This is a genomic window from Paenibacillus sp. MMO-177 (assembly GCF_037147795.1).
Lineage (GTDB): Bacteria > Bacillota > Bacilli > Paenibacillales > Paenibacillaceae > Pristimantibacillus.
Window position 1 is genome coordinate 964,821 of sequence record NZ_JBBCUR010000002.1, and the last position, 21,682, is coordinate 986,502.

Annotated in this window: 19 protein-coding genes; 7 read left to right on the forward strand and 12 right to left on the reverse strand. The window is 49.7% G+C overall.

From position 1 onward, the window contains the following. Position 1 precedes the first annotated feature (1 nt). Complete coding sequence (ftsW, locus tag WFK81_RS09990; protein WP_336786251.1) at positions 2-1,180, forward strand: putative lipid II flippase FtsW; 1,179 nt, start codon at positions 2-4, stop codon at positions 1,178-1,180. Positions 1,181-1,246: 66 nt separating this feature from the next. On the opposite strand, the gene WFK81_RS09995 is transcribed toward ftsW, so the two are convergent. Continuing rightward, positions 1,247-1,630, reverse strand: a complete 384-nt coding sequence (locus tag WFK81_RS09995; RefSeq protein ID WP_132306115.1) for an Asp23/Gls24 family envelope stress response protein — start codon at positions 1,628-1,630, stop codon at positions 1,247-1,249. 182 nt (positions 1,631-1,812) lie between these two features. On the opposite strand from WFK81_RS09995, the gene cax reads away from it, so the two are divergent. Then, positions 1,813-2,871 (forward strand): calcium/proton exchanger, encoded by a 1,059-nt coding sequence (gene cax / locus WFK81_RS10000; RefSeq protein ID WP_336786252.1) that lies wholly within the window; start codon positions 1,813-1,815, stop codon positions 2,869-2,871. A gap of 33 nt (positions 2,872-2,904) precedes the next feature. Here cax and WFK81_RS10005 read toward each other — a convergent pair whose 3' ends face one another. The 5 genes from WFK81_RS10005 to WFK81_RS10025 form a co-directional block, all read right to left on the reverse strand. Continuing rightward, complete coding sequence (locus WFK81_RS10005; protein ID WP_127493480.1) at positions 2,905-3,192, reverse strand: YlaN family protein; 288 nt, start codon at positions 3,190-3,192, stop codon at positions 2,905-2,907. 139 nt (positions 3,193-3,331) lie between these two features. Beyond that, positions 3,332-3,574, reverse strand: coding sequence for an HPr family phosphocarrier protein (locus WFK81_RS10010; RefSeq protein ID WP_127493482.1), 243 nt, complete (start codon positions 3,572-3,574; stop codon positions 3,332-3,334). 101 nt (positions 3,575-3,675) lie between these two features. Further along, positions 3,676-4,791 (reverse strand): aminopeptidase, encoded by a 1,116-nt coding sequence (locus WFK81_RS10015; RefSeq protein ID WP_336786253.1) that lies wholly within the window; start codon positions 4,789-4,791, stop codon positions 3,676-3,678. A gap of 76 nt (positions 4,792-4,867) precedes the next feature. Further along, a complete protein-coding gene (locus WFK81_RS10020) occupies positions 4,868-5,596 on the reverse strand; it encodes a hypothetical protein (protein WP_336786254.1) in 729 nt (242 codons plus the stop codon). Positions 5,597-5,714: 118 nt separating this feature from the next. Next, positions 5,715-7,664 carry a sensor domain-containing diguanylate cyclase gene (locus WFK81_RS10025; protein ID WP_336786255.1) on the reverse strand — a complete coding sequence of 650 codons (1,950 nt, stop codon included), beginning with the start codon at positions 7,662-7,664 and terminating at the stop codon, positions 5,715-5,717. Positions 7,665-8,029: 365 nt separating this feature from the next. On the opposite strand from WFK81_RS10025, the gene rpsD reads away from it, so the two are divergent. Together rpsD and WFK81_RS10035 are read left to right on the forward strand one after the other, a co-directional pair. After that, complete coding sequence (gene rpsD, locus WFK81_RS10030; protein WP_336786256.1) at positions 8,030-8,629, forward strand: 30S ribosomal protein S4; 600 nt, start codon at positions 8,030-8,032, stop codon at positions 8,627-8,629. Between the two features lie 153 nt (positions 8,630-8,782). Further along, positions 8,783-9,556 (forward strand): methyltransferase domain-containing protein, encoded by a 774-nt coding sequence (locus WFK81_RS10035; RefSeq protein ID WP_336786257.1) that lies wholly within the window; start codon positions 8,783-8,785, stop codon positions 9,554-9,556. Positions 9,557-9,646: 90 nt separating this feature from the next. Here the strand turns inward: WFK81_RS10035 and WFK81_RS10040 are convergent, their stop codons facing one another. Beyond that, the gene (locus WFK81_RS10040; protein WP_336786258.1) at positions 9,647-11,182 is read right to left on the reverse strand and encodes a flotillin family protein; all 1,536 of its coding nucleotides are present in this window, start codon (positions 11,180-11,182) and stop codon (positions 9,647-9,649) included. A 28-nt stretch (positions 11,183-11,210) separates the two neighbouring features. Further along, positions 11,211-11,741 (reverse strand): NfeD family protein, encoded by a 531-nt coding sequence (locus WFK81_RS10045; protein ID WP_336786259.1) that lies wholly within the window; start codon positions 11,739-11,741, stop codon positions 11,211-11,213. 442 nt (positions 11,742-12,183) lie between these two features. Here WFK81_RS10045 and WFK81_RS10050 point away from each other — a divergent pair, with 442 nt between their 5' ends. After that, the gene (locus WFK81_RS10050; RefSeq protein ID WP_336786260.1) at positions 12,184-15,279 is read left to right on the forward strand and encodes a transglycosylase domain-containing protein; all 3,096 of its coding nucleotides are present in this window, start codon (positions 12,184-12,186) and stop codon (positions 15,277-15,279) included. A 209-nt stretch (positions 15,280-15,488) separates the two neighbouring features. Here the strand turns inward: WFK81_RS10050 and acsA are convergent, their stop codons facing one another. Further along, positions 15,489-17,213 carry an acetate--CoA ligase gene (acsA, locus tag WFK81_RS10055; RefSeq protein WP_336786261.1) on the reverse strand — a complete coding sequence of 575 codons (1,725 nt, stop codon included), beginning with the start codon at positions 17,211-17,213 and terminating at the stop codon, positions 15,489-15,491. A 237-nt stretch (positions 17,214-17,450) separates the two neighbouring features. Between acsA and WFK81_RS10060 the strand changes: the two genes are divergently transcribed. Both WFK81_RS10060 and WFK81_RS10065 read left to right on the forward strand, forming a co-directional pair. Then, positions 17,451-18,086: a GNAT family N-acetyltransferase gene (locus WFK81_RS10060; RefSeq protein ID WP_336786262.1), complete on the forward strand. Its 636-nt coding sequence runs from the start codon at positions 17,451-17,453 to the stop codon at positions 18,084-18,086. A 27-nt stretch (positions 18,087-18,113) separates the two neighbouring features. Then, the gene (locus WFK81_RS10065) at positions 18,114-19,289 is read left to right on the forward strand and encodes an acetoin utilization protein AcuC (RefSeq protein ID WP_336786263.1); all 1,176 of its coding nucleotides are present in this window, start codon (positions 18,114-18,116) and stop codon (positions 19,287-19,289) included. A gap of 61 nt (positions 19,290-19,350) precedes the next feature. On the opposite strand, the gene WFK81_RS10070 is transcribed toward WFK81_RS10065, so the two are convergent. The 3 genes from WFK81_RS10070 to WFK81_RS10080 all read right to left on the reverse strand — a co-directional run bounded on the left by WFK81_RS10070 (position 19,351) and on the right by WFK81_RS10080 (position 21,628). Then, the gene (locus WFK81_RS10070; protein ID WP_336786264.1) at positions 19,351-20,049 is read right to left on the reverse strand and encodes a 5'-methylthioadenosine/adenosylhomocysteine nucleosidase; all 699 of its coding nucleotides are present in this window, start codon (positions 20,047-20,049) and stop codon (positions 19,351-19,353) included. Further along, positions 20,049-21,059, reverse strand: a complete 1,011-nt coding sequence (gene ccpA / locus WFK81_RS10075) for a catabolite control protein A (RefSeq protein WP_336786265.1) — start codon at positions 21,057-21,059, stop codon at positions 20,049-20,051. The genes WFK81_RS10070 and ccpA overlap by 1 nt, the downstream gene beginning before the upstream one ends. Positions 21,060-21,214: 155 nt before the next feature. After that, positions 21,215-21,628 (reverse strand): hypothetical protein, encoded by a 414-nt coding sequence (locus WFK81_RS10080; protein WP_336786266.1) that lies wholly within the window; start codon positions 21,626-21,628, stop codon positions 21,215-21,217. Positions 21,629-21,682 lie beyond the last annotated feature (54 nt).

Here is a 21,682-nt window from a genome sequence, read left to right on the forward strand (position 1 = left end):
GATGAAGAAGACACAGCAGAATGGCAGTCGTGGCAGACCGGACTTTCTGCTCCTTATTTTAACGCTGCTGCTTGTTGGATTTGGACTCGTCATGGTGTTCAGCGCAAGCTCGAACCTTGCCCTCACAAATCCTAAGTTCAACAATGATGCCTTTTACTTTACGAAGCGGCAGCTGGCATGGGCGGTTCTCGGCATCTTTTCTATGCTTTTCCTGATGAATCTCCCTTACCAGATTTTTAAACGGGGATTTCTACTGTTATTCATTCCCGTCTTGCTTATGCTGATGGTTGTACCGTTTACCGATCCCGTGAATGGCGCAAGAAGCTGGTTTCAAATAGGCTCTCTTGGCATTCAGCCGACCGAGCCCGCTAAGCTTGCTATCATTCTATACCTTGGAGCCCTAATCTCGAAGAAGGGCGAGAAGTTCCGTGATTTCAAGAAAGGACTTGTTCCGGTTATGGTTATCGTCGCCGTTATTTGCGGCCTTATTATGGCCCAGCCGGATTTAGGTTCCTGCATGGTGCTTGCCTCTTGCGCGATGATCATGATTATCGCGGGCGGCGCCAACTTGAAACAAGTAGCCGTTTCAGGCGGCGTTGCCTCAATAGGTGTCGCTATTCTGGCGGCTATCGGGATGGCTACCAATCCTAAAGGATGGGAATACCGGATCGCCCGGTTTACCGCTTATTCAGATCCTCTTGCTGATCAGCAGGGTTCCGGCTTCCAGTTGGTTTCTTCTCTGCAGGCACTTGGACACGGAGGTTTGACGGGAGCTGGCTTCGGGGAAAGCGTGCAAAAGCTGCATTACTTGGACTACCCTTATAATGACTTTATCTTTTCCGTCATTGCCGAGGAGCTGGGATTTATCGGTACAAGCCTGTTCCTCTTGTTCTACTTGCTCTTTCTCTGGCGGGCGCTTATCGTTGCTCTTCGCTGCCCCGATCCCTACGGGACGATTGTTGGAGTCGGGATTGTTGGTCTATTCGGCATTCAGGCCTTCGTTAATGTAGGCGGCGTAACCGGCGCAATACCGCTGACCGGCGTCACGCTGCCGTTTGTCAGTTACGGGGGATCCTCCCTGCTAGTCTGTCTGATGTGTATCGGAGTGCTTCTCAGCATCTCGCGGGAGGCCAACAAGCAGGACAAGCCAGAGCGCACGAAACGTTCTCATCACCATTAAGAAAACTAAAAAAGGCTGAACCCGTTAAAAGTAACGGTTCAGCCTTTTTTATGTAAGCTCCGCATCCTACTTCAAGCGCTGCTGCGGCTCTTCAGACGTTTCCTCTTCTTTGAATGCAACGCCTTCTACTTTCACATTAACTTCCACAACGTTAAGACCGGTCATATTCTCAACAGATTCTCTTACATTCAGCTGCAACTGTCTGCAGACCTCCTGAATCGGAATGCCATAATGAACGATAATGCGAAGATCGATTGCCGCTTCCAGCTGACCTACCTCGACGGATACACCTTTTTGCACGTTTTTACCGCTAAGGCGCTTCGCCAGTCCTTCGGAGATCCCGCCTGACATTCCGGCAATGCCTGGAGTCTCAAGTGCAGCGAGTCCTGCAATCGTTGCCACTACATCGTCTGAAATACGGATAATGCCTGTTTGAAGGTCCTCGTTCATTTTATTCCACTCCTCAATTTGCCATATAACTTCATTGTACTGGATGGCTCAATTTGAAGCAAGAAAGGAAGTATATCTATAATAGACCCATGCAATATTTCTTGGAAAAGTTTACATGGTTGCCTTTTTTCGTTATGATAAATAATGTTTTTTAGACCTATATTATTTAAGAGGTGGATTTGATGAGACAGAAACTGTTTTTCGGCGGATTAATTGTCATGTTTGCCTTGAGCGCCATCGGGCATTTCGCCCATTGGGACATGACGCTTCAATTTATCATTTCCGCTATCGCCGTCGTGTTTGTAGCGGGCTTTCTTGGCAAAGCGACGGAAAGTGTCGCCCATTACGCCGGACAAAGGCTTGGCGGGTTTCTCAACGCAACGTTTGGCAACGCGGCAGAGCTGATCATTGCGATCTTCCTCGTTAAAGAAGGCTTATTTGATACGGTTAAAGCGAGTATTACCGGTTCCATTATTGGCAACCTGCTGCTCGTCCTTGGACTTAGTCTTCTTGCTGGCGGCATTAAATTCAAACAGCAATTTTTCAATAATCAATTGGCCGAGCATAACGCAACGCTGATGATTATGGCTGTTATCGGTTTATTTGTACCGGCTGTCTTTGTTGGCGCCGAGCATTTCACGCTTAATAAGGACCATTTCCTCAGCATCACCGTTGCCTGTATTCTGATCGTTTCTTATCTGCTGTGGCTTGTGTTCTCGATGATCACCCATAAAGATGTTCTTGCGGATAAAGTCATGAATGCCGATCATGGCGAGGAGCCTATGTGGTCGAAAGGCGTATCCGTGATTATGCTCATTGTGGCGACGGTTATGGTGGCTTTCGTCAGCGAATGGCTCGTACATACTCTAGACAGCTTTACCAAAAAATTCGGTTTATCCGAGTTGTTTGTTGGTGCGTTCGTTATTGCGATTATCGGCAATGCGGCAGAACATAGCGCAGCGGTTATGCTGGCCCTCAAAAACAAAATCGGCGCAGCCGTCGAAATCGCCATCGGCAGCAGCTTGCAGATTGCGCTGTTCGTAGCTCCGGTGCTGATTCTAATCAGTGTATTTATGGGTAATACGATGGATATTATTTTCACTCCGATCGAATTAACTGCCATTGGGGTATCCGTCTTTATCGCGAAGTCCGTTTCCCGAGACGGAACAACCAACTGGTATGAAGGCTTCCTGCTTCTCATGGTTTATGTCATACTTGGCGTTGCCTTCTACCTCGTGTGAGAAAACAAAAAAAGAGTAGGCTCCAAACGGAGTCTACTCTTTATTATTTAACGCTTCATACAACTGAGCCAAGTTGCGTTCCAATCGGCTTAACATTTCTTTTCCGCTCTGCTCGGCGATCAATCCCGCGCGCACAGCAAAGTCAATCTCCCGCGAGAATCCATACATTTGCGTGTCCAAAACTTCCTCGTACAGCGGACATTGACGGGTTGTCAAGTTCTCCATCTGAACTTCGATAAGTTTTTCTATTTTACTCGCATCTTCCGTTAGGAGACGAAGCGCTTTTTCATGCAATTGAACCGTGACTTCCGGTGAAGACATCGTTTTCCCCCCTGTGCGTGTACCCGCCGTCGTCTATATCTTTTATATTAGACGAAAAAGAGCTAATACACAAGGACAAAACAAAAAAGCGCTTCTTCTATTCAGAAGAAGAAACGCTTTGTTTGTGACCATATCGGTCTTATTCGCTAATTACCGTTACATTCAAGTTATGTTTTGCGAAAATTTCTGCCATCTTTGCTTTCGCTTCTTCCGCATCAGGACCATGAACATGAAGCTCGTAAGCGTGTCCGCCTACCAGCGTCGTAAACAGTCCAAGAATGCTCTTAACATCGATATATTTGTTGTCGGCTTGCAGAACGATTGAGGAGCGGAATTGGCTAGCCGCTTGAGAAATTTCTACGATAGCTGCATTGTTGGACATGGGGAATCCCTCCAGTTAATTAGTAAAGCTTTCCTTGACATCATGATAACCCGAAATATATCATCCATCAAGAGAAAAGTTCAAAAACGCTTCATTTTCATTTATTTCAAATTTTCGGAATTTAGTCCTTCCAGCTCGGGAAGCACAAATACGCCGTCTTTGCGGATCAATACATCATCGAAATAAATCTCTCCGCCGCCGTATTCCGGACGTTGTATCAACACTAAATCCCAATGAATGGAGGAACGGTTTCCGTTATCCGTTTCTTCGTATGCCTGACCAGGCGTAAAGTGAAGGCTTCCTGCAATTTTCTCATCAAACAATATATCGTTCATCGGATGTAAAATATACGGATTAAAGCCGATTGCGAATTCGCCAATGTACCGTGCGCCTTCATCGCTGTCCAGAATTTCATTCAATTTCTTCGTGTCATTGCTGGTAGCGTTAATGATCTTGCCGTTCTCGAACGTAAACGAGATATTCTGGAACGTTGTACCGGAATAGACGCTAGGCGCATTATAAGTAATGACGCCGTTAACCGATTCCCGGACAGGCGCGGAGAACACTTCGCCGTCTGGGATATTGCGCTGGCCGGAGCATTTTTTGGCACCGATCCCTTTAATGGAGAACGTCAGATCCGTGCCCGGCGAAACGATCCGTACTTTGTCCGTACGGGACATCAATGCCTGAAGCGGATCCTGCGCGCGGTCCATTTTCGCATAATCCAGGTTGCATACATCAAAATAGAAATCCTCGAACGCTTCCGTGCTCATGTTAGCCAGCTGCGCCATCGATGGAGTCGGATAACGGAGAACGACCCACTTCGTCCGTTTAACGCGCTCCTCCATATGTACGGGATGGGTGTATAATTGCTCGTATAAACGCATTTTTTCCTTTGGCACATCAGACAGTTCGTTTACGTTCGAGCCCGAACGCACGCCGATATATCCTTGCATTTGCTCCATGCGTTCAAGATCATGCTTCGCCCAAAGTTCCATTTGCTCCTTGGTTGCATGCGTCAGCATCGTCCGCAGGACAGAGCGGTCGCTGAGCTCCACGAACGGTCTTCCGCCGCGCTTTGTTACTTCTTCAATCAAGCATTTGCCAAGCTCCAGCTCAAGGCCGATCAAGTCGATCAGGACATTATCGCCGGGTTGCACATCAATCGAGTAGCCGGCAAGGTTAGCCGCCAGCTTCTGTAGTCTTGCATCACGCATCTTTCTCAAACCTCCATTACTTATGAGCACTGTTTTAGGAAAAAACAGCCTTCGAACATATTAGCATGTTGCTTGATTATTGAACAGATCCTGTTGTTTTTCCCGCTGCTCCTGTTGTTCCTGTTCCGTTAAAAGGAGTAAAGGTAACGCTGGTATCGCGCTTTTCCTGTTTGTCTTGTCCGGAGAGCGAATAGTGAAAGACGGAATGTTCGTCCAGCTTAGTCGGAACAAGACTATTCCGGTCGATCAACACATCATATTGAGCTTTAACCTGCAGCGTCTTCAGCATTTTGTCCATCTGCTTGCGGGATGCGTTAAATTCTTTCAGCCACGCTTGTTTATATGCCCCTTCTTCCAGCGGTTCTTTGGCAGCCAGCGCATTCATCTCTTCCTGAAGCTGGTCTTTCCAAAGCTTGTTGGCATCCTGATCGTGCAGCTCAATATGCAGGGCAACCTGGTCAGCCGTTGTGGCCGCATCGATAAAGCTTACATTTTTATCCGCATTTTTTACTTTGTTTAGAATCTCAATCGGGCTCCAGGCCAGATCTTCGCCGTCATCGTTTTGGGCATGCAGCTTCGTATGCTCTTCAATATGCCCTTGAAAGGTCCGGGGAGCATAAGCCCAGCCTTCCGCCGAGATTATGGTCGTTTGGCCGGAGAACGCATACTGATCCTTGCCCGCAAGACCGGCTATCGACATGTTAAGCCATTCCTCCGGCTGGCGGCCGGAGGCGGAGCATCCAGTCAAGGAAAGCGCAAGCGCTGCTAGCAGCACGCTAATAAGGGTATGTTTCAAGGTCTTCAATTAACACATCACCTTTCATTGAATCTTTCCGCATAACCTTATCGTCCCTGAACGGACTTCGCCTTATTCGATTCCGTCAAAAAAGAAAAGGACACCCGGGAGGTGTCCTTTGTTACAATCAGTTGGCTTGCCCGATATAAATCCGGTTTCTGCCGTTGTTTTTTGCTTCATATAATGCCATATCCGCACGGTAGAACAATGATTCCACGCTGATTTTTTCATTCTCAAACGTCCATTCGGAGACACCGCAGGATACCGTAACGACCGGTTGAGTCTCGGCTTCCACATGGGTGCGAATCCGTTCGGCGATACGGTATGCCTGTTCCGAACGAATACCCGGCAAATAAACGGCCAATTCCTCCCCGCCCCATCTTGCCGCAATATCTCCCTGCCGGATCGAGCTGCGGATAATGCTGCTGACCTGCACCAGAATCTGATCGCCGACCTGATGGCCAAACGTATCGTTGATTTGTTTGAAATGATCGATATCGACGAGGATCAACGCTCCAAGCGGATCTTTCCTTTGACGGCTTTGAATCTGCTCATTCAAATAATGGCGGGCGTGCAGGCCCGTCAAATTATCCGTGATAACCATTCTCCGAACCTCGGCATGAAGCGATGCATTCGTTATAGCCAGTCCGATATGAGTAGACATGACCTGCAGCAGCTTGTAATTGTCGTAGGAGAAGAAGTTTGCGCTCTTGTGGGCAACCATAATAACGCCGACCACTTCCGAATCGACAAGGATAGGGGTAGCAATAAGCGAGCGTGCGCCCGTATTGTCCATTAGCTTGGAGTTAACAACTCTCGTGTGCCAATAATCCGAAATGATAAGCGGTTCCTTCGTCCGGTGTACGATGCCGCAGAACCCGTATTCGGGCGAGAAATGCTCGCTTGACATGGCAGGGATATTGCTGGCCATCACGACAAATTGATTTTTCTCTTTGTTAAGCTGAAGTACGCAGCAATAATCCGCTTCAAATATGCTAAGAAGCTCAGCTGAAGCAAATTTGAAAATTTCCTTCAGCTTAAGCGATTGGTTAAGCCTCTTCGTAAGCTCGTTAATTAACCTTAGTTCATTAATAAGAAGATTCGACTGCTCGTACAGCTTCGCGTTCTCAAACGCCGTGCCCGCCGTATCGGCCAGCAAAACAAAAGCCGGCAAGTCCGCGTCATCCCAGCTGCTCTCGTTAACCGTTAAGCATAAGACGCCGTAAGTGGCCTGCTTGCCCGTCATCGGTACCGCGAGACGCTTAGTTCCATCCCGATCCTGTTCCGTCACGAGCTTGCCTTCCAGAAACGACTTGGCTACCAGATCATGCGCCGCATTTTTAAATACAAGCGGTTTGACGCGGGTATCCCCGTTTACATGATCCTGCGATAAATACAATTGCGCAACCGAATTCGGATATAATTGCTCCAGGCTGCTGAGCATTTCTGACAATACCGACGTGACGTCGAATTGGTCATACAGCCTTTTGGCCGCCAAAAATAAGGCGTCGCGCCTGCTCGCTTCCTTGTCCGTCCGCTTTTGCTGCAAGAGAAGATCTTTGATATAGAGCTGCTCGAACCTGCGGTAGAAGCATGTCCGGAAATGAAGCGCGCTTAACTGCGCTACGGACTTGGCCTGAGAGCCGATCAAAAAATCTGTTACATAAACTAAGACGCAAAAAGGACGACGATCCGATCGAGTAAGTACGGGAACGGCTGTTGCCTCCAACGTCTGCCTATCTTCCGTCGCGGCTTCGGATGTCATGGTTACAACAGCGGCCTGCCGCGCCGCGGCAAGGAATTCCGCCTGACGATTTATGTCCAATGTTCCTGCGGAACCAATTACATTGCCGTTTAAATCAAATAATACAAACTGCCCGTCTACCGCAGTGGCTTGTTCATCTGAATCCTTGCGCCAGCATGCAAAGCTCTCCTGCAGTAAAGGCAGCAAGTAAGGTTCGTCCGCTACTTGAATATCTTCATTCTCAAACCATATCGTTTGCTTATCTTCTTCAATCCGATGAGCTGCCGCGACAGCTTCATCTAATGCCTGTGGATTTTTATATAGATCCGCCATCGGTAACACCCAGCCCTTCCCTGCATTAAAGGAGACGAGTCTATCAAACTAGCTATTATTTCATATATAATATACTTTATTTTTGAGAATTTTGCACTACTCAAAATTCCAGCTTTTAGGTCTTTTGGACCGCGTTTGCTGCCATTGATGGCAAGTGCTGACGCCTTGACAAAGGCAAGCATTTTCATATATTATCTATAAATGAATGCATGGGCGTACGGTTTTGTGTCACCCTCAGAAATACGTTCGCTGATATACCAGCGGCTGAACTGTTTATCAGGCTTCGAAGATTTCGAGCATAGAGCGTATTCGGCGAAACACAACCCCATCCTCAAAAATACAATTTTGAAGGAGTTACACAACTCATGTCCCGTTATACAGGTCCTAAATTTAAATTAAGCCGCCGTCTTGGTATTTCCCTGAGCGGTACTGGCAAAGAATTGAAACGTCCATTCCCTCCAGGCCAACACGGTCCTAACCAACGCAAAAAGCTTAGCGGTTATGGCGTTCAATTGCAAGAAAAACAAAAACTGCGTCACATGTACGGCTTGAACGAGAAGCAATTCCGCAACTTGTTCGACAAAGCGGCTAAACTGAAAGGTATCTCCGGTGAAAACTTCATGGTCCTTCTCGAAAGCCGCCTGGACAACCTCGTGTTCCGTCTTGGTTTCGCTAACTCCCGTGCAGGCGCACGTCAGTTGGTATCCCACGGTCACGTAACCGTTAACGGCAAAAAAGTCGACATTGCTTCCTACACGGTATCGACTGGCGACGTAATCGGTCTGCGCGAGCGCAGCCGCGGTCTGAAATCGATCAAAGAAGCGATCGAAGCACGTCATCACCTGCCGAACTACCTGGAATTCAACGATACAGCTGTTGAAGGCAAATACGTTCGTCTTCCTGAACGCGCTGAGCTTTCCCAAGAGATCGACGAGAAACAAATCGTCGAGTTCTACAGCCGTTAATCGCTTGACTCGGAAACCCCGGGAGCTTATGCTCTTCGGGGTTTTTACTATTCATTTTATAGGATATACCTATAAAATGAATAGATATTATATATTTCACTTATATGAGTAAAGGAGGTAAAACTAAGGTATAACCGATCGGAGGCGATGAACATGATCAAGCAAGGCACGCAGGCATGGAATCCCGGCACGTACGATAACCAGCTCGGATTTGTATCAAAGCTTGGCAAAGGCATTCTGGACTGGCTGGATCCGCAGCCAGGGGAGAATATTCTGGATTTGGGCTGCGGTACAGGCGATCTGGCCGTTGACATAGCCGCTGTCGGCGCGAAGGTAACCGGTATGGATCAGTCGGAAGCGATGATTGAATCCGCCAGAAGCAAATATCCCGCTATAGCATTCATCGTTGGGGATGGCGAGCAATTCAGCTTCGATGCTCCTTTTGATGCCATTTTCTCGAACGCGGCTCTTCACTGGATGAAAAATGCCCGTGGGGTAATCGAATCCGTCCGGGACGCCTTGAAGAGCGGCGGCCGGTTTGTTGCCGAATTTGGCGGCAAGGGCAATGTGGATGTTTTCGTACAGGCCTTATATGAGGTGATGCCACGATACGGCATTCAGCCGGCTGAACGAAATCCATGGTACTTCCCTTCGATTGGCGAATATGCGAATTTGCTTGAGCAATATGGATTCGAAGTAAGAATCGCCGAGCATTTCGACCGCCCCACTCCCTTGCCGGAAGGCGAGAAAGGGGTTATGCATTGGCTGGACGGATTCGGCGATGCTTTCTTCAGAGGGCTGGATGACGCCGATAGACAGTCGGCCAAACAAGAGGTATACGAGGCAGCTAAGCAGAAGCTGAATGTCGTTAACGGCGTCTATCAAGCCGATTACAGACGTATTCGCATTTCGGCCGTCAAAGGATGAGCCCCTCCTATCCTAGTCCGCTCGAAATTGAGCGTGGTAATAGAAATCCCGGAGAGGATTCAAAGTCCTCTCCGGGATTTTTATGTTTCGTTATTCTTTTCTCTCAACAGGCTCAGCAGGCTGCGGAATTTGTACGGGTGCCTCGGCAGCTGCTGCGGCAGTCTGAGTTAAAGTACCGGATACCCGGGACGTTAAGCTTTTCATGAGAGAGTTAACATCAATCCCGGATACGTTTTTCAGCATCTCCGGCGCTGTCGCCATCAGGCTGGTCACATAATTGCTGACGCGGGCCGCCCCTTCGCCATGGCCGGTATCTACAACCGTCAGCTTGTCGATGCCTTTAATCGGCTCCGCCACTTTGCCCGCAAGCTCAGGCAGCATCTTCACGATGATATCGAGAACGGCAGCTTCGCCAAAGCTTTCGAACGCTTGAGCAAGCTTTTCCTTCGCTTCCGCCTCGGCAAGACCGCGCAGGCGGATAACCTCGGCTTCGGCCGTACCTTTCGCCCGCTCCGCATCGGCGATCGCAAGACCGTCCAGACGCTTTTGTTCGGCAAGCGCCTTTGCCTCGGATTCGATTCGGTATTGCACCGCATCCGCTTCGCGAAGCTTTTTGGTTTTATCCGCTTCGGCCGCTTGTTCAACGGCATAACGGTCGGCTTCGGCTTTTTTCTTCACTTCCGCGTCATATTGCTTCTCGCGGCGCAAAATTTCCTTCGCTTCCAGATCAATCTCGCGTTCCTTCCGAACGAGTTCGACCTTCATCTGCTCTTCTACTACGCTTTGCTTTGCGCGCGCTTCCTGAATGGAATAAGCCTGATCCGCTTCCGCTTTCGCCATATCCTGCTCGCGTTTGAAGGAAGCTACCTTCAGCTCCTTCTCCTTAGCGGCTTCGGCGATATTCGTATCGCGCAGAAGTTCGGCCTTTTGCCCTTCTTCCTCGGCAAGCGCCTTCTTGATCCGGGAATCTCTCACCGCTTCCGCTTCCGCAATATCCGCATCTCGTTTTACTGCGGCAATACGCGGTTTACCGAGGGCATCCAAATATCCGTGCTTATCCCGCAAATCCTTGATAGTAAAGGAAACGATCTGCAGGCCCATCTTTTTTAAATCTTTGGCTGCGACGCCTTGCACCTCTTGCGCGAATTTGTCGCGGTTCCGGTATACCTCTTCTACCGTCATCGTACCGAGAATAGCCCGGAGATGACCTTCCAGCACCTCTTGCGCTTCGCTCTTCAGCGCCTCGGTTGGTTTGCCCATGAACTGCTCGGCTGCGGTCGCCACATCCTCAACGATACCGCCGATTTTGATAATCGCGACACCGTCCGCCATAACAGGCACGCCTTGTTCCGTATACACTTCCGGAGTAGAGACGTCCAGCTTGTGGGAGAGCAGCGACAGAAACTCTGCCTTCTGGAAGATCGGAAGGATAAAGGCGCCTCCGCCGCGGACGATTTTAATTTTACGGCCGGATTCATCCGTGCTTACATTCCGGCTTCCTAAGAAAGAACCCGTTACGATCATCGCTTCATCCGGGCTAACGGTACGGTAGCGCGCCCAAAAGGCAATACCGAGGATTACGAATACGGCAACTACAATTGAAGGAATAACAAGATACTCTGGCATGAACTTTCTCCTCTCAGCTTAGCTCTTTTTAGTAAGGGTCCAGCTTGGATACGTACAGCGTATTTTCTTTTACTTCCACAATAACGACCCGTGAACCGCCTGGAATGGCATCACCGTCAAAGCTGGCGGCAATCTGGTTGGTATGTCCCGCGCCCGCTTTAACCAGCACCTCGCCATAGCCCTTTGATGGGATGGCCGTAATCACTTCGGCGATCTTGCCGTTCAGGTCCTTTTCCGAGAGCGCAATCGAATTCTCGCTTTCGCTCATCGGCTTCACGTACAGGAAATAACCGCTGCCGCCAATGACCGCACCTCCCGCAAGAGCTAGAATAAATACGGCGGCAAGCCCTAGCGACGTGTAATGCGCCAGCAGCAGCCCGGCACCGCCAAATGCGGTAATTCCGCCAACCAAGGTTGTCGGATTAAGCCACGGATGACCGTCAAGCGACAAGAAATCAAGGATGCCGCCAAGCGCGTGGCCGATCAAATCCCCAAGCAAAGCACTAATGACGGCATATAAAGCTCCGCCAATGAGACATCCCCAAAATACCGCCTCCAACTTCCTCCTCCTCTCACAGCAACCATATGCTGTTAATTCATACGCATATACCCCCGCTTTTGTTTCGCAAAAATGGGAGTTTTCTAATCGTAATCTTCATTTTCCTAATTATCCCAAGCATTGCAGCGTAATTATTCAATGACGCCATACAACTTTTCCTGCCTTTCAACGTCTATATAGGCGGTATGGAATTGCTTGCGGCACCGTATTCAGAGAGCACGCTGCCGAAATCAAACATTTGGGCAATATAACAATACATGAAGTGCCCTCAAGCACGGTATTGCCGCTCCTCAATAACAACTGATCGACATTATTCGCAAGCATTTTCATGCCAATCCACGCAACTACCACAGGGCAAAAGGGAAGTCAATCATGCTAGTGCTCCAAATAAACGTTCTGTGTTATAATAGGTTCTGGTCATTTAGAGGGGGAATTTGTACATATGCAAGAAGAAGATCGCAAATCGCCGCCCCGCAGGAGCGGATGGCGTACTTTCGGAATCATATCATTGATGACTGTCAAATGGCTCGTTTATTTCGGCATTTTTATCGGTTTGTTGACCGGCGGGGCAGTCACCGGTTATGTCGCCTCGCTTGTAAAGGACGAAGTTGTACGCCCTCGCACATTAATTGAGGAGAAGGTAAACGAAAATTCCATTACAGGATATGTGTATTTCAATGACGATACGCTCGTTGGACAGCTGCGGACCGAAGAGGACCGCACGCCAATCGAATACGATGATCTGCCCAAGCAGGTAATCGATGCCGTTCTTGCTATTGAAGATAACAACTTCATGCACCATAAAGGTGTCGACATCAGCGGCCTTGGACGGGCCGTCAAGCAGAAGCTGTTGAATGAAGACACGCAGACCGGCGGCAGTACGCTGACCCAGCAGCTGGCCCGGCGTGTATTCCTCAGTCTGGACAAGACGGACAGCCGCAAGGTAAAAGAGATGTTCCTTGCCCTGCGGATGGAACGTTATTTAACCAAAGGCGAGATTCTCGCCGCGTATTTGAACAAGGTGCCCTTCGGTAACGGATCCAGCGGTTATAATCTATACGGTATTAAATCGGCAGCCCGGGGTCTCTTCAACATCACCGACCTTAATCAATTAAATATTGCGCAAGCCGCTTATCTCGCCGGCCTGCCGCAGCGTCCTTCCGCCTATACCGCGTTCACGAGCAAAGGGCAATTCGATGAGGAAGGCTTCCAGCTTGCTATGGAACGCCAAGGCATCGTACTGTCGCAGATGCTGAAGTTCGGCCGGATTACGAAACAGCAATATGACGAAGCAAAAGCTTTCGACATTCGCTCTTCCCTTGCTCCGCCGTCGGAGAAGGCTTATACCACCTATCCTTACTTGATGCTGGAAGCGGAGCGCCAAGCAGCTGAGATCCTGGTCCTTCAGGAAAATCCAAAGCTTACGCAGGCAGATCTGAGGAAAAAAGAAAACTCCGCGCTTGTGGAAGATGCCCGTCAGCGTCTCCTTAACGGCGGTTACCATGTCTATACAACGATAGACAAGGACATCTATAAGATCATGCACGATATTGCCGCGGATCCTAAGAATTTCTCCGCATTCAGCAAGGAGAAAGGCTTGGAGCAAACCGCAGCGGTTATGATCGACCACAAAACGGGAGCAATTCTTAGCATGCTGGAAGGCCGCGACTTCTACGAGGAGCAAATGAACTTCGCAACTCAAATGACGCGTCAGCCTGGCTCGGCAATGAAAACAATCGCAGCCTATTTGCCGGCCATCGACAAAGGACTTATTCAGCCTGCAAGCATTGTCGATGATGCTCCTGTTGTACTCAAGGACGGACAAAAAGGCTTCCATATTCCGAAAAACTCGACGAACAGGTACCTTGGTCTCGTAACGGCGCGCGAAGCTCTAAACCGCTCGCTTAACCTGCCCGCTATCAAGATCTTCCTGGATGATGTAACGATTAAAGGCGCATGGAATTTCGCCCGCGAGCTTGGCATTACGACCTTGCAGCCGCAGGACGACAACGCGCAGACGGGCGTTATCGGCGGCCTTAGCATCGGGGTTTCGGTCGAGGAGCTTACCAATGCTTATGGCGCTATTCCGAACAAAGGCGTCTTTAACGATGCTTACATGATTTCGAAAATTACGGATTCGCAAGGAAAACCGGTTTATGAGCATAAAGCCGCTCCAAAACAGGTATTCTCGCCGCAAACGGCATTTTTGGTTACCGACATGCTGAAGACGGTCGTATCGAGCGGCCAAGGCACGGCTCATTCCTTGACATCCGACTTCAAGCAATACGGCAAAATTCCGATCGCAGGCAAGACCGGTACAACGCAAAGCTACGGCGACGTATGGTTTATGGGCTTCACCCCGGATGTTACCCTTGGCGTATGGGCCGGTTATGAAGAACAAATTCATACGTTATCCGACCCTGGCAAGAAGCGAGCACGCTCGATCTGGGCGCTTATGATGAACGAGATTACGAAGGCTAAACCTGAGCTCTTCCCGACCAAGGAATTCGAACGTCCTTCCGGCCTTGTGAAAGCTACGGTATCCAGCGCAAGCGGCAAGCTTCCAAGCCAGCTTACGAAGGAATCCGGCATGCTTGTAACAGACTGGTTCAATCAGAAGTATTTACCGAAGGAAACCGATGACGCGTTAGTGAAAATGGCCTATATTCCGTTCAACGGCGTCAACTATGTACCTAATCCTGCCACACCGCAAGATATGGTCCGCGAACGAATCGTTATTAAGCGGAAGAAACCGCTTGATGAATTAATGGATGAGATCAAGGCAGCGCAAGAGAAGCTTCCTGCAAGCAGCAGAAAGCCGCTCGAATCCTATCTGCCGGCCGATGCCGACACCAATGCGCCTTCCAAAGCGGACCCGCGCGTAGATGACGGCAACGCGCCAAATGCTCCAAGCAACGTGAGGCTTCAATCCATCGGCTCGGGAGTCGTCATGCTGACCTTTACAGGCGGCACCGAAAAGGATATTGTCGGATACCGGGTTTACCAGTCCGTAAATGGACAGCCGGCACAGAAGGTTGGCGATTCCATTCTGGTAGGCGATGAGCTCAAAGCAAAAGTGAACGTAGCGGGTAACCAAGGCTACAGCTTCTACGTGACAGCGGTAGACGTGGCGGGCAAGGAATCAGCGCCAAGCCAGGTTGTCACATTCGGTAAAGGACCTATCAATACCGAGATCCCGGGACTTCCAGGCTTGCCTGGAGACGGTAACAACAACGGCGGGAACGGGGGAACGGAACATCCGGACCTGGCACCTCCTACCTCTCCAACGGGCTTAGCCGCAGCACCAACCGATTTGAGCGTTCTGCTTACATGGAACGCTAATGCGGATGCGGAATACGTTACGACCTATCATGTATTCTTTAGTGCGAATAATGACGGCAAGTTTGTTGAAGCAGGCAAAACCAAAAGTCCAAGCTTTGAATATGCTTCACCTTTAACAACCGGTACTTTCTATGTTATTGCGGAAAATGACACCGGCAAATCCCCGCCTTCTCAGCAAGTAAAAGTGGGGAAATAACGAAGCAGATTGAACAAAACATTAAATGATGACTTCGCATTTGAATGTTCTTCCGATCGCTGTTGTACCCGGATTCCTTGAACAAGTTTACGATGTGGGAATCCGGAGTACAAAGGCGAGTCTCCAGAATCATTCAAACTGCTCCGTTAAAGAAAAGGACAGAAAAAAGCGCCGCGGATTAATTCCGTGGCGCTTTTTTATATATGGGATTAGTCCTCGATTGTGGACAGGTCGCCTGTAGGGAGGTTAAGCTCCCAAGCTTTGAGGACGCGGCGCATGATTTTGCCGCTGCGCGTCTTAGGCAGTTTGTCTTTGAACTCGATTTCGCGCGGCGCGGCATGAGCCGACAATCCGACTTTTACGAATTGCGAAATCTCGGCCTTCAGCTCATCCGAAGCCGTATAGCCCTCACGAAGCGCGATAAACGCTTTTATAATCTCGCCGCGCATGGGATCCGGCTTGCCGATTACACCCGCTTCAGCGACCGCTGGATGCTCCACAAGCTTGCTTTCCACTTCAAACGGACCTACCCGCTCTCCAGCCGTATTGATAACATCATCAATCCGGCCCTGGAACCAGAAGTAACCGTCCTCATCCATATAAGCGGAGTCTCCGGAAATGTACCAGCCCTGAATGCGGAAATACTCTTCGTATTTCGCTGGATTGTTCCAAATTTTCCGCATCATCGAAGGCCATGGCGTTTGAACCGCCAGGTTACCCATGCGATACGGCGGAAGCTCATTGCCTTGATCGTCGATAATCGCTGCTTTGACGCCTGGCAGCGGTTTCCCCATCGAACCCGGCTTTATATCCATGGACGGATAGTTACAGATCAGCTGAGCGCCGGTTTCCGTCATCCACCAAGTATCATGGATGCGTTGATTGTAAACCTTCATTCCCCAGCGCACAACCTCCGGATTAAGCGGCTCGCCAACGCTGAGCACGTGACGCAGGCTCGACAGATCAAAGGAGCTCACCAGGTCGTCCCCCGCTCCCATTAGCATGCGGAACGCGGTTGGAGCACTATACCATACCGTTACGCCGTATTTCTGAATCGTGCCGTACCAGTCGCTTGGACTGAAACGTCCGCCGCGAATAACGTTAGTCGCTCCGTTCAGCCATGGCGCGAAAACGCCGTAAGAGGTTCCCGTAACCCAGCCCGGGTCTGCCGTACACCAGTAAATATCGCCTTCCTTCAGATCAAGTACGATTTTACCCGTGTAGTAATGCTGAATCATCGCATTCTGGACGTGGTAGACCCCTTTAGGCTTGCCGGTAGAACCGGAAGTGTAATGGAGAATGAGGCCATCCTCGCGGCCCAGCCATTCGATCTCGGCTTCTTCAGAAGCTTGCGCCATCTCCGCGCTGAAATCGACAATAGCATCGTCCGTTGTTACGTTGTCACCGAAGACAAAAATATGTTTCAAATTAGGCAGCTCGTCGCGTTTAATACGCGGAAGAAGAGCCGGTGTTGTAATAATGGCCGTTGCTTCGCTGTCCTGCAAACGGTCTTTGACAGCCGTCTCCATAAACGCTTCGAACAATGGGCCGACAACGGCCCCTACCTTAAGGACGCCCAATACGCCAAAATACAATTCCGGCGTGCGCGGCATAAAGATGAATACCCGTTCTCCCTTGCCGATGCCGTATTTCCGCAAGACGTTCGCGAACCGGTTCGACTGCTTGCTCATTTGTTCATACGTATAAGATTCATCGCGTGTGCTGTCGCTGTAGTAAAGAGCAATATTTGCGCCTTTACCGGACTCCACATGACGGTCAATGGCTTCGTACGCCATGTTTACTTTCCCTGTCTCATGCCAGCTGAATTGGCTTTCAATCTCTTCCCAACTAAAATCATTCGTTGCTTGTTCGTAATTCTTAAGATTTGGATTTGTTGCCACTGCTGGAATTCGTTCTTGATGCAAGTTGATCATTCTATCACTCTCCCATCAAATCTGTTAAACATTAACCGCAAAGAATACGCTTTCAAATACTAGCCGGATCTTGCAGGCAAACAAGCCGTCTATCAATCGCATCTTTTCCGGTTACTAAACCGCCACAACAATTATAGCATAATGGCTTTCCATTCGACTATGCTTTTCATTTTCCCCGATGTTTGCTATAACCTTAAATATAAGGAAGCTCACGGCCTCGGAAAGGAGATACCGTAATTGGAGCATCGCAAACTGTATCAAAGGCAGCAGATAGAATTGCAGGACGGCCGAACCTGCATCATTGAAGGTCCCGTCTCTCCGGAGTCCTTGCAAACACTCGCCATGCATGCCGATCTGGACGCGTTCCGGCGGCCGAAGGACCAGCATGAAGCGCTGGTTGAGATCGCCGGCCTTGAAGAAGGGCGGATTATTCTAGCCCGCGTAGACGAGCTCATTGTTGGCTATGTCACTTTTCATTACCCGGACGAGCTGGAACGCTGGTATGAAGCGGGCATGCCGGATTTAGTTGAACTGGGAGCCATAGAAGTAGCGGATCAATACCGGTCCTACGGGCTTGGCAAAAAAATGATTCAATTGGCTTTTGCGGATGGGCAGCTTGAAAATATGATCGTCTTTACAACCGAATATTACTGGCATTGGGATTTGGAAGGAACAAAGCTGAGCGTATGGGAGTACCGGGGCATTATGGAGAAGCTGATGAAATCCGTCGGCATGGTCTGGTATGCAACCGACGATCCGGAGATTTGCTCACATCCCGCTAATTGCTTGATGGTACGCATTGGCAAAGAAGTACCGCAGGAGTCCGAAGAGCAGTTCGACCGAATTCGCTTCAGGCAGCGATTCATGTATTAGCGTGTTTTATATTTGGGAGGTTAAGAAGTGACTAACGCTATTTTCGTTCATCATTCTGACAGTACCCGTTATCAATTTGGGGAGCAGCACCCTTTCAGCCCGTTTCGTATTGCACTAACGCTTGATTTGCTGCATGCCGCTGGAGCGCTGCATCAAGATCAAATGAACTCCCCTTCCGCGACGGCAGATGAGGAGCTCCTTGCGCTAGTCCATAGGGCGGATTACATAAACGCCGTCCGGCAGCTTAGCATGGACAATCCTGCCGAGGGAGCGGCTGCAACCGCGGGAAAATATGGTCTGGATACCGAGGACACGCCTTTTTTTCCGGGCATGCATAACGCAGCGGCAACTATCACAGCCGGTTCCGTGCATGCCGCCGAGCTCGTGATGAGCGGTCAAGCGGAACATGCCTACCATATGGCTGGCGGACTTCACCACGCCTTCCCTGACCGCGGCGCGGGCTTCTGCGTCTATAACGACGCAGCCGTTGCCATTCAATACATACGACAAAATTATGGCGTACGTGTCCTCTATATCGATACGGATGTCCATCATGGGGACGGAGTGCAATGGAGCTTTTATCATGATCCGGATGTCTGCACCTACTCCATTCATGAAACCGGCAAATTCCTGTTCCCCGGAACCGGATTCGTCCATGAGAAAGGAGCGGACGCCGGTTACGGAGCCTGCTACAACGTGCCGATGGAGCCTTATACGGAGGATGACTCCTGGCTGGAATGCTTTCGCAGCTCCATAACAAAAATCGCAGAAGCGTTCAAGCCCGATATTATCGTCAGCCAGCATGGCTGTGATGCGCATGCTTACGACCCTTTATCGCATATTCACTGCAGCATGCGGATCTATCAGGAAATGCCTGTGATCATTCACGAGCTTGCCCATAAGCATACAGAGGGGCGCTGGGTTGCTCTCGGAGGAGGCGGTTATGACTGGTGGCGGGTCGTGCCTAGAGCCTGGTCGCTTGTCTGGCTAACGATGACGGATCATCCGATCGCAGAAAGGCTCAAGCACCATGAGGACGTTCCACTGCCACAAGCCTGGCTGGATAAATGGTCCTCCTCGAGTCCTGATCCCCTGCCAGTCAGCTGGCTGGATGATCTGAGTCAGGTCCTGCCTATTCCGCGGAGAACCGAGATAGAGGTTAAAAACCGCCAGACCGTTGCTATTGCCATCCAAGATTTATGAGATAACCCCTATCAAACACGAAAAACGTCCGTACCGGAAGGTACGGACGTTCATGTTGGCATTAAATATGCTGGATCATGTCATCAATAATCGCATAGGAATTGTTGGCTGCCGTTACCGTAAACTCGGCATAATTCACATGTGCCGAACCGTCGGCTTTATCCGACATCGAACGGATAACAACATACGGCACCTCGTTCAAATCACACACATGAGCGACTGAAGCGCCTTCCATCTCCGCGCAAGCGCCCTGCATGTTCTCATACAGCTCGCGAACCGTATCGCGGCTTGCGATGAACTGATCGCCCGACAATACCTTACCAATCAGGCTACGCCCCTCAAACAGACGCTCGCTGGCTTCCGTTGCAAGCTTCACAAGCCGTTCATCGGCCGTGAACTCCGAACGCTCCTGATAAGGAATAACCCCTTTCGCGAACCCGAGCGGCGTAACATCCATGTCATGCTGTACGCAGCTGGACGAGACCACGATATCGCCGATATTGAGACGCGGATCAAGCGCCCCTGCTACGCCGGTGAACAACACGCTGTCAACGCCCAGATCAATTAGAATCTGCGTGCAGACAGCCGCGTTAACTTTTCCTACACCGGATTTGCAGAACACAACCGTCTTCCCATGAAGCTGACCTTCATAGTAGGTAATGCCAGCTTTCGTAACGCTGTTTGTTACGTTAACATTTTGATGCAGCAGCTCGATCTCTTCGACCATTGCACCAATAATACCGATTTTATTAAAAGCCATTATGCTTGCAAACCTCCAACGGATTGCCGAACAACAATTTCATGCGGCAAAATTACTTTTGCGTGCTCAACAACTTCCTTCTTCATCAGCTTCGTGAGCAGACGCATCGATACCGCGCCGATATCATACATCGGCTGGGCTACAGCGGTCAGCTGCGGACGAACCATTGAGGCCATGCGTGTATTGTCAACACTGATAACCGAGACATCGTCAGGCACTTTCAGACCGGAGTCTTGAATGCAATGAATGGCGCCGATAGCCATCTCATCCGTTGCGGCAAACACGGCAGTAGGACGCTCAGACAGATCAATGAAATATTTCATTGCTTCTACGCCGGATTCGTAACGGTAGTTGCCCGTGCGAACGAGCGTTTCATCATAAGTAATTCCGGAGTCTTCAAGCGCACGCTTGTACCCTTGGAAGCGGGCATAACCATTGGCCGGATCCTGCAGCGTACCGCTGATCATCGCAATGCGCTTATGACCTTCTTGAATCAGCTTGCGCACGGCGTCATAAGCCGCTTCTTCATGGTTAATGTCAACAGAAGGAATTTGACCATTCTCATCCGTTGTTGCGCAAAGGACGATTGGTACATTCGCTGTCTTAAACGCCTGCATATGCTCTTCCGTTACGGCGCCGCCCATAAAGAGCAGCCCGTCCACTTGCTTCTCCAGAAGCGTGTTGATTACGCGGATTTCTTTATCCTTCTTCTTGTCCGCATTACACAGAATAATATTATAATGGTACATATTCGCAATATCTTCGATACCGCGCGCAACCTCGGCGAAATTCGCATTCGAAATATCCGGAATGACAACGCCGACCGTAGTCGTTTTCTTGCTGGCCAAGCCCCGAGCAACCGCATTCGGACGATACCCGAGTCGTTCAATAGCCTCGTACACCTTTTTGCGCGTTGCCGGCTTCACGTTCGGATTGTTGTTCACAACCCGAGAAACCGTAGCCATCGATACTCCTGCTTCTCTTGCTACATCATAAATGGTAACCGTCACGGTACTTCTCTCCAATATCTCAAATTTTATTTACGTTCGCTGCATATTAAGGTAATCATACGACAAAATATTACTTTTCGCAATGTTAGCGCATGCACCGGCGATAATCGCGTACTTCATCATGCAGCGAATGGAGAGTGATATTCCCGTATGGCTTATGTATGCATAGACCGTCTGCTAAGTTGAGATAGCCTTTTGTTAATATCAGCAATCCATTCCTCGTCATGAAGCGATTGCGCAATCAGATGCAGGTCAAGCAGGTTGTTGATGCGCTCTTGCGTCAGCCGTTCGAGATGATACGGGTCCGGCTGATTTTTATCTTCACTTGCTTCTACGAGCAGGTCTGCCCATTCGTTGCATTCATTAAACAAAAACGTTTGCTTAGGCGGCTCCTGACCGAGCTTTGCGATGAGTCCGGTCAGATCCGGTTTCACATCGGGAAGTACTTCGCTGCGGCTGCATACCGAGCATGAATAGATCGGAACATTGTCGATTTCGACTTTCCCCGAATAGATCACTGTACGCAGTTTCATCTTCATGATGTCACCGCAATGACACCTTTTCTGCACTTTGGTCCACTCCCTTTACGCGCTTCTCTTCCGTTCCTCTTTTTCTATTCCGAG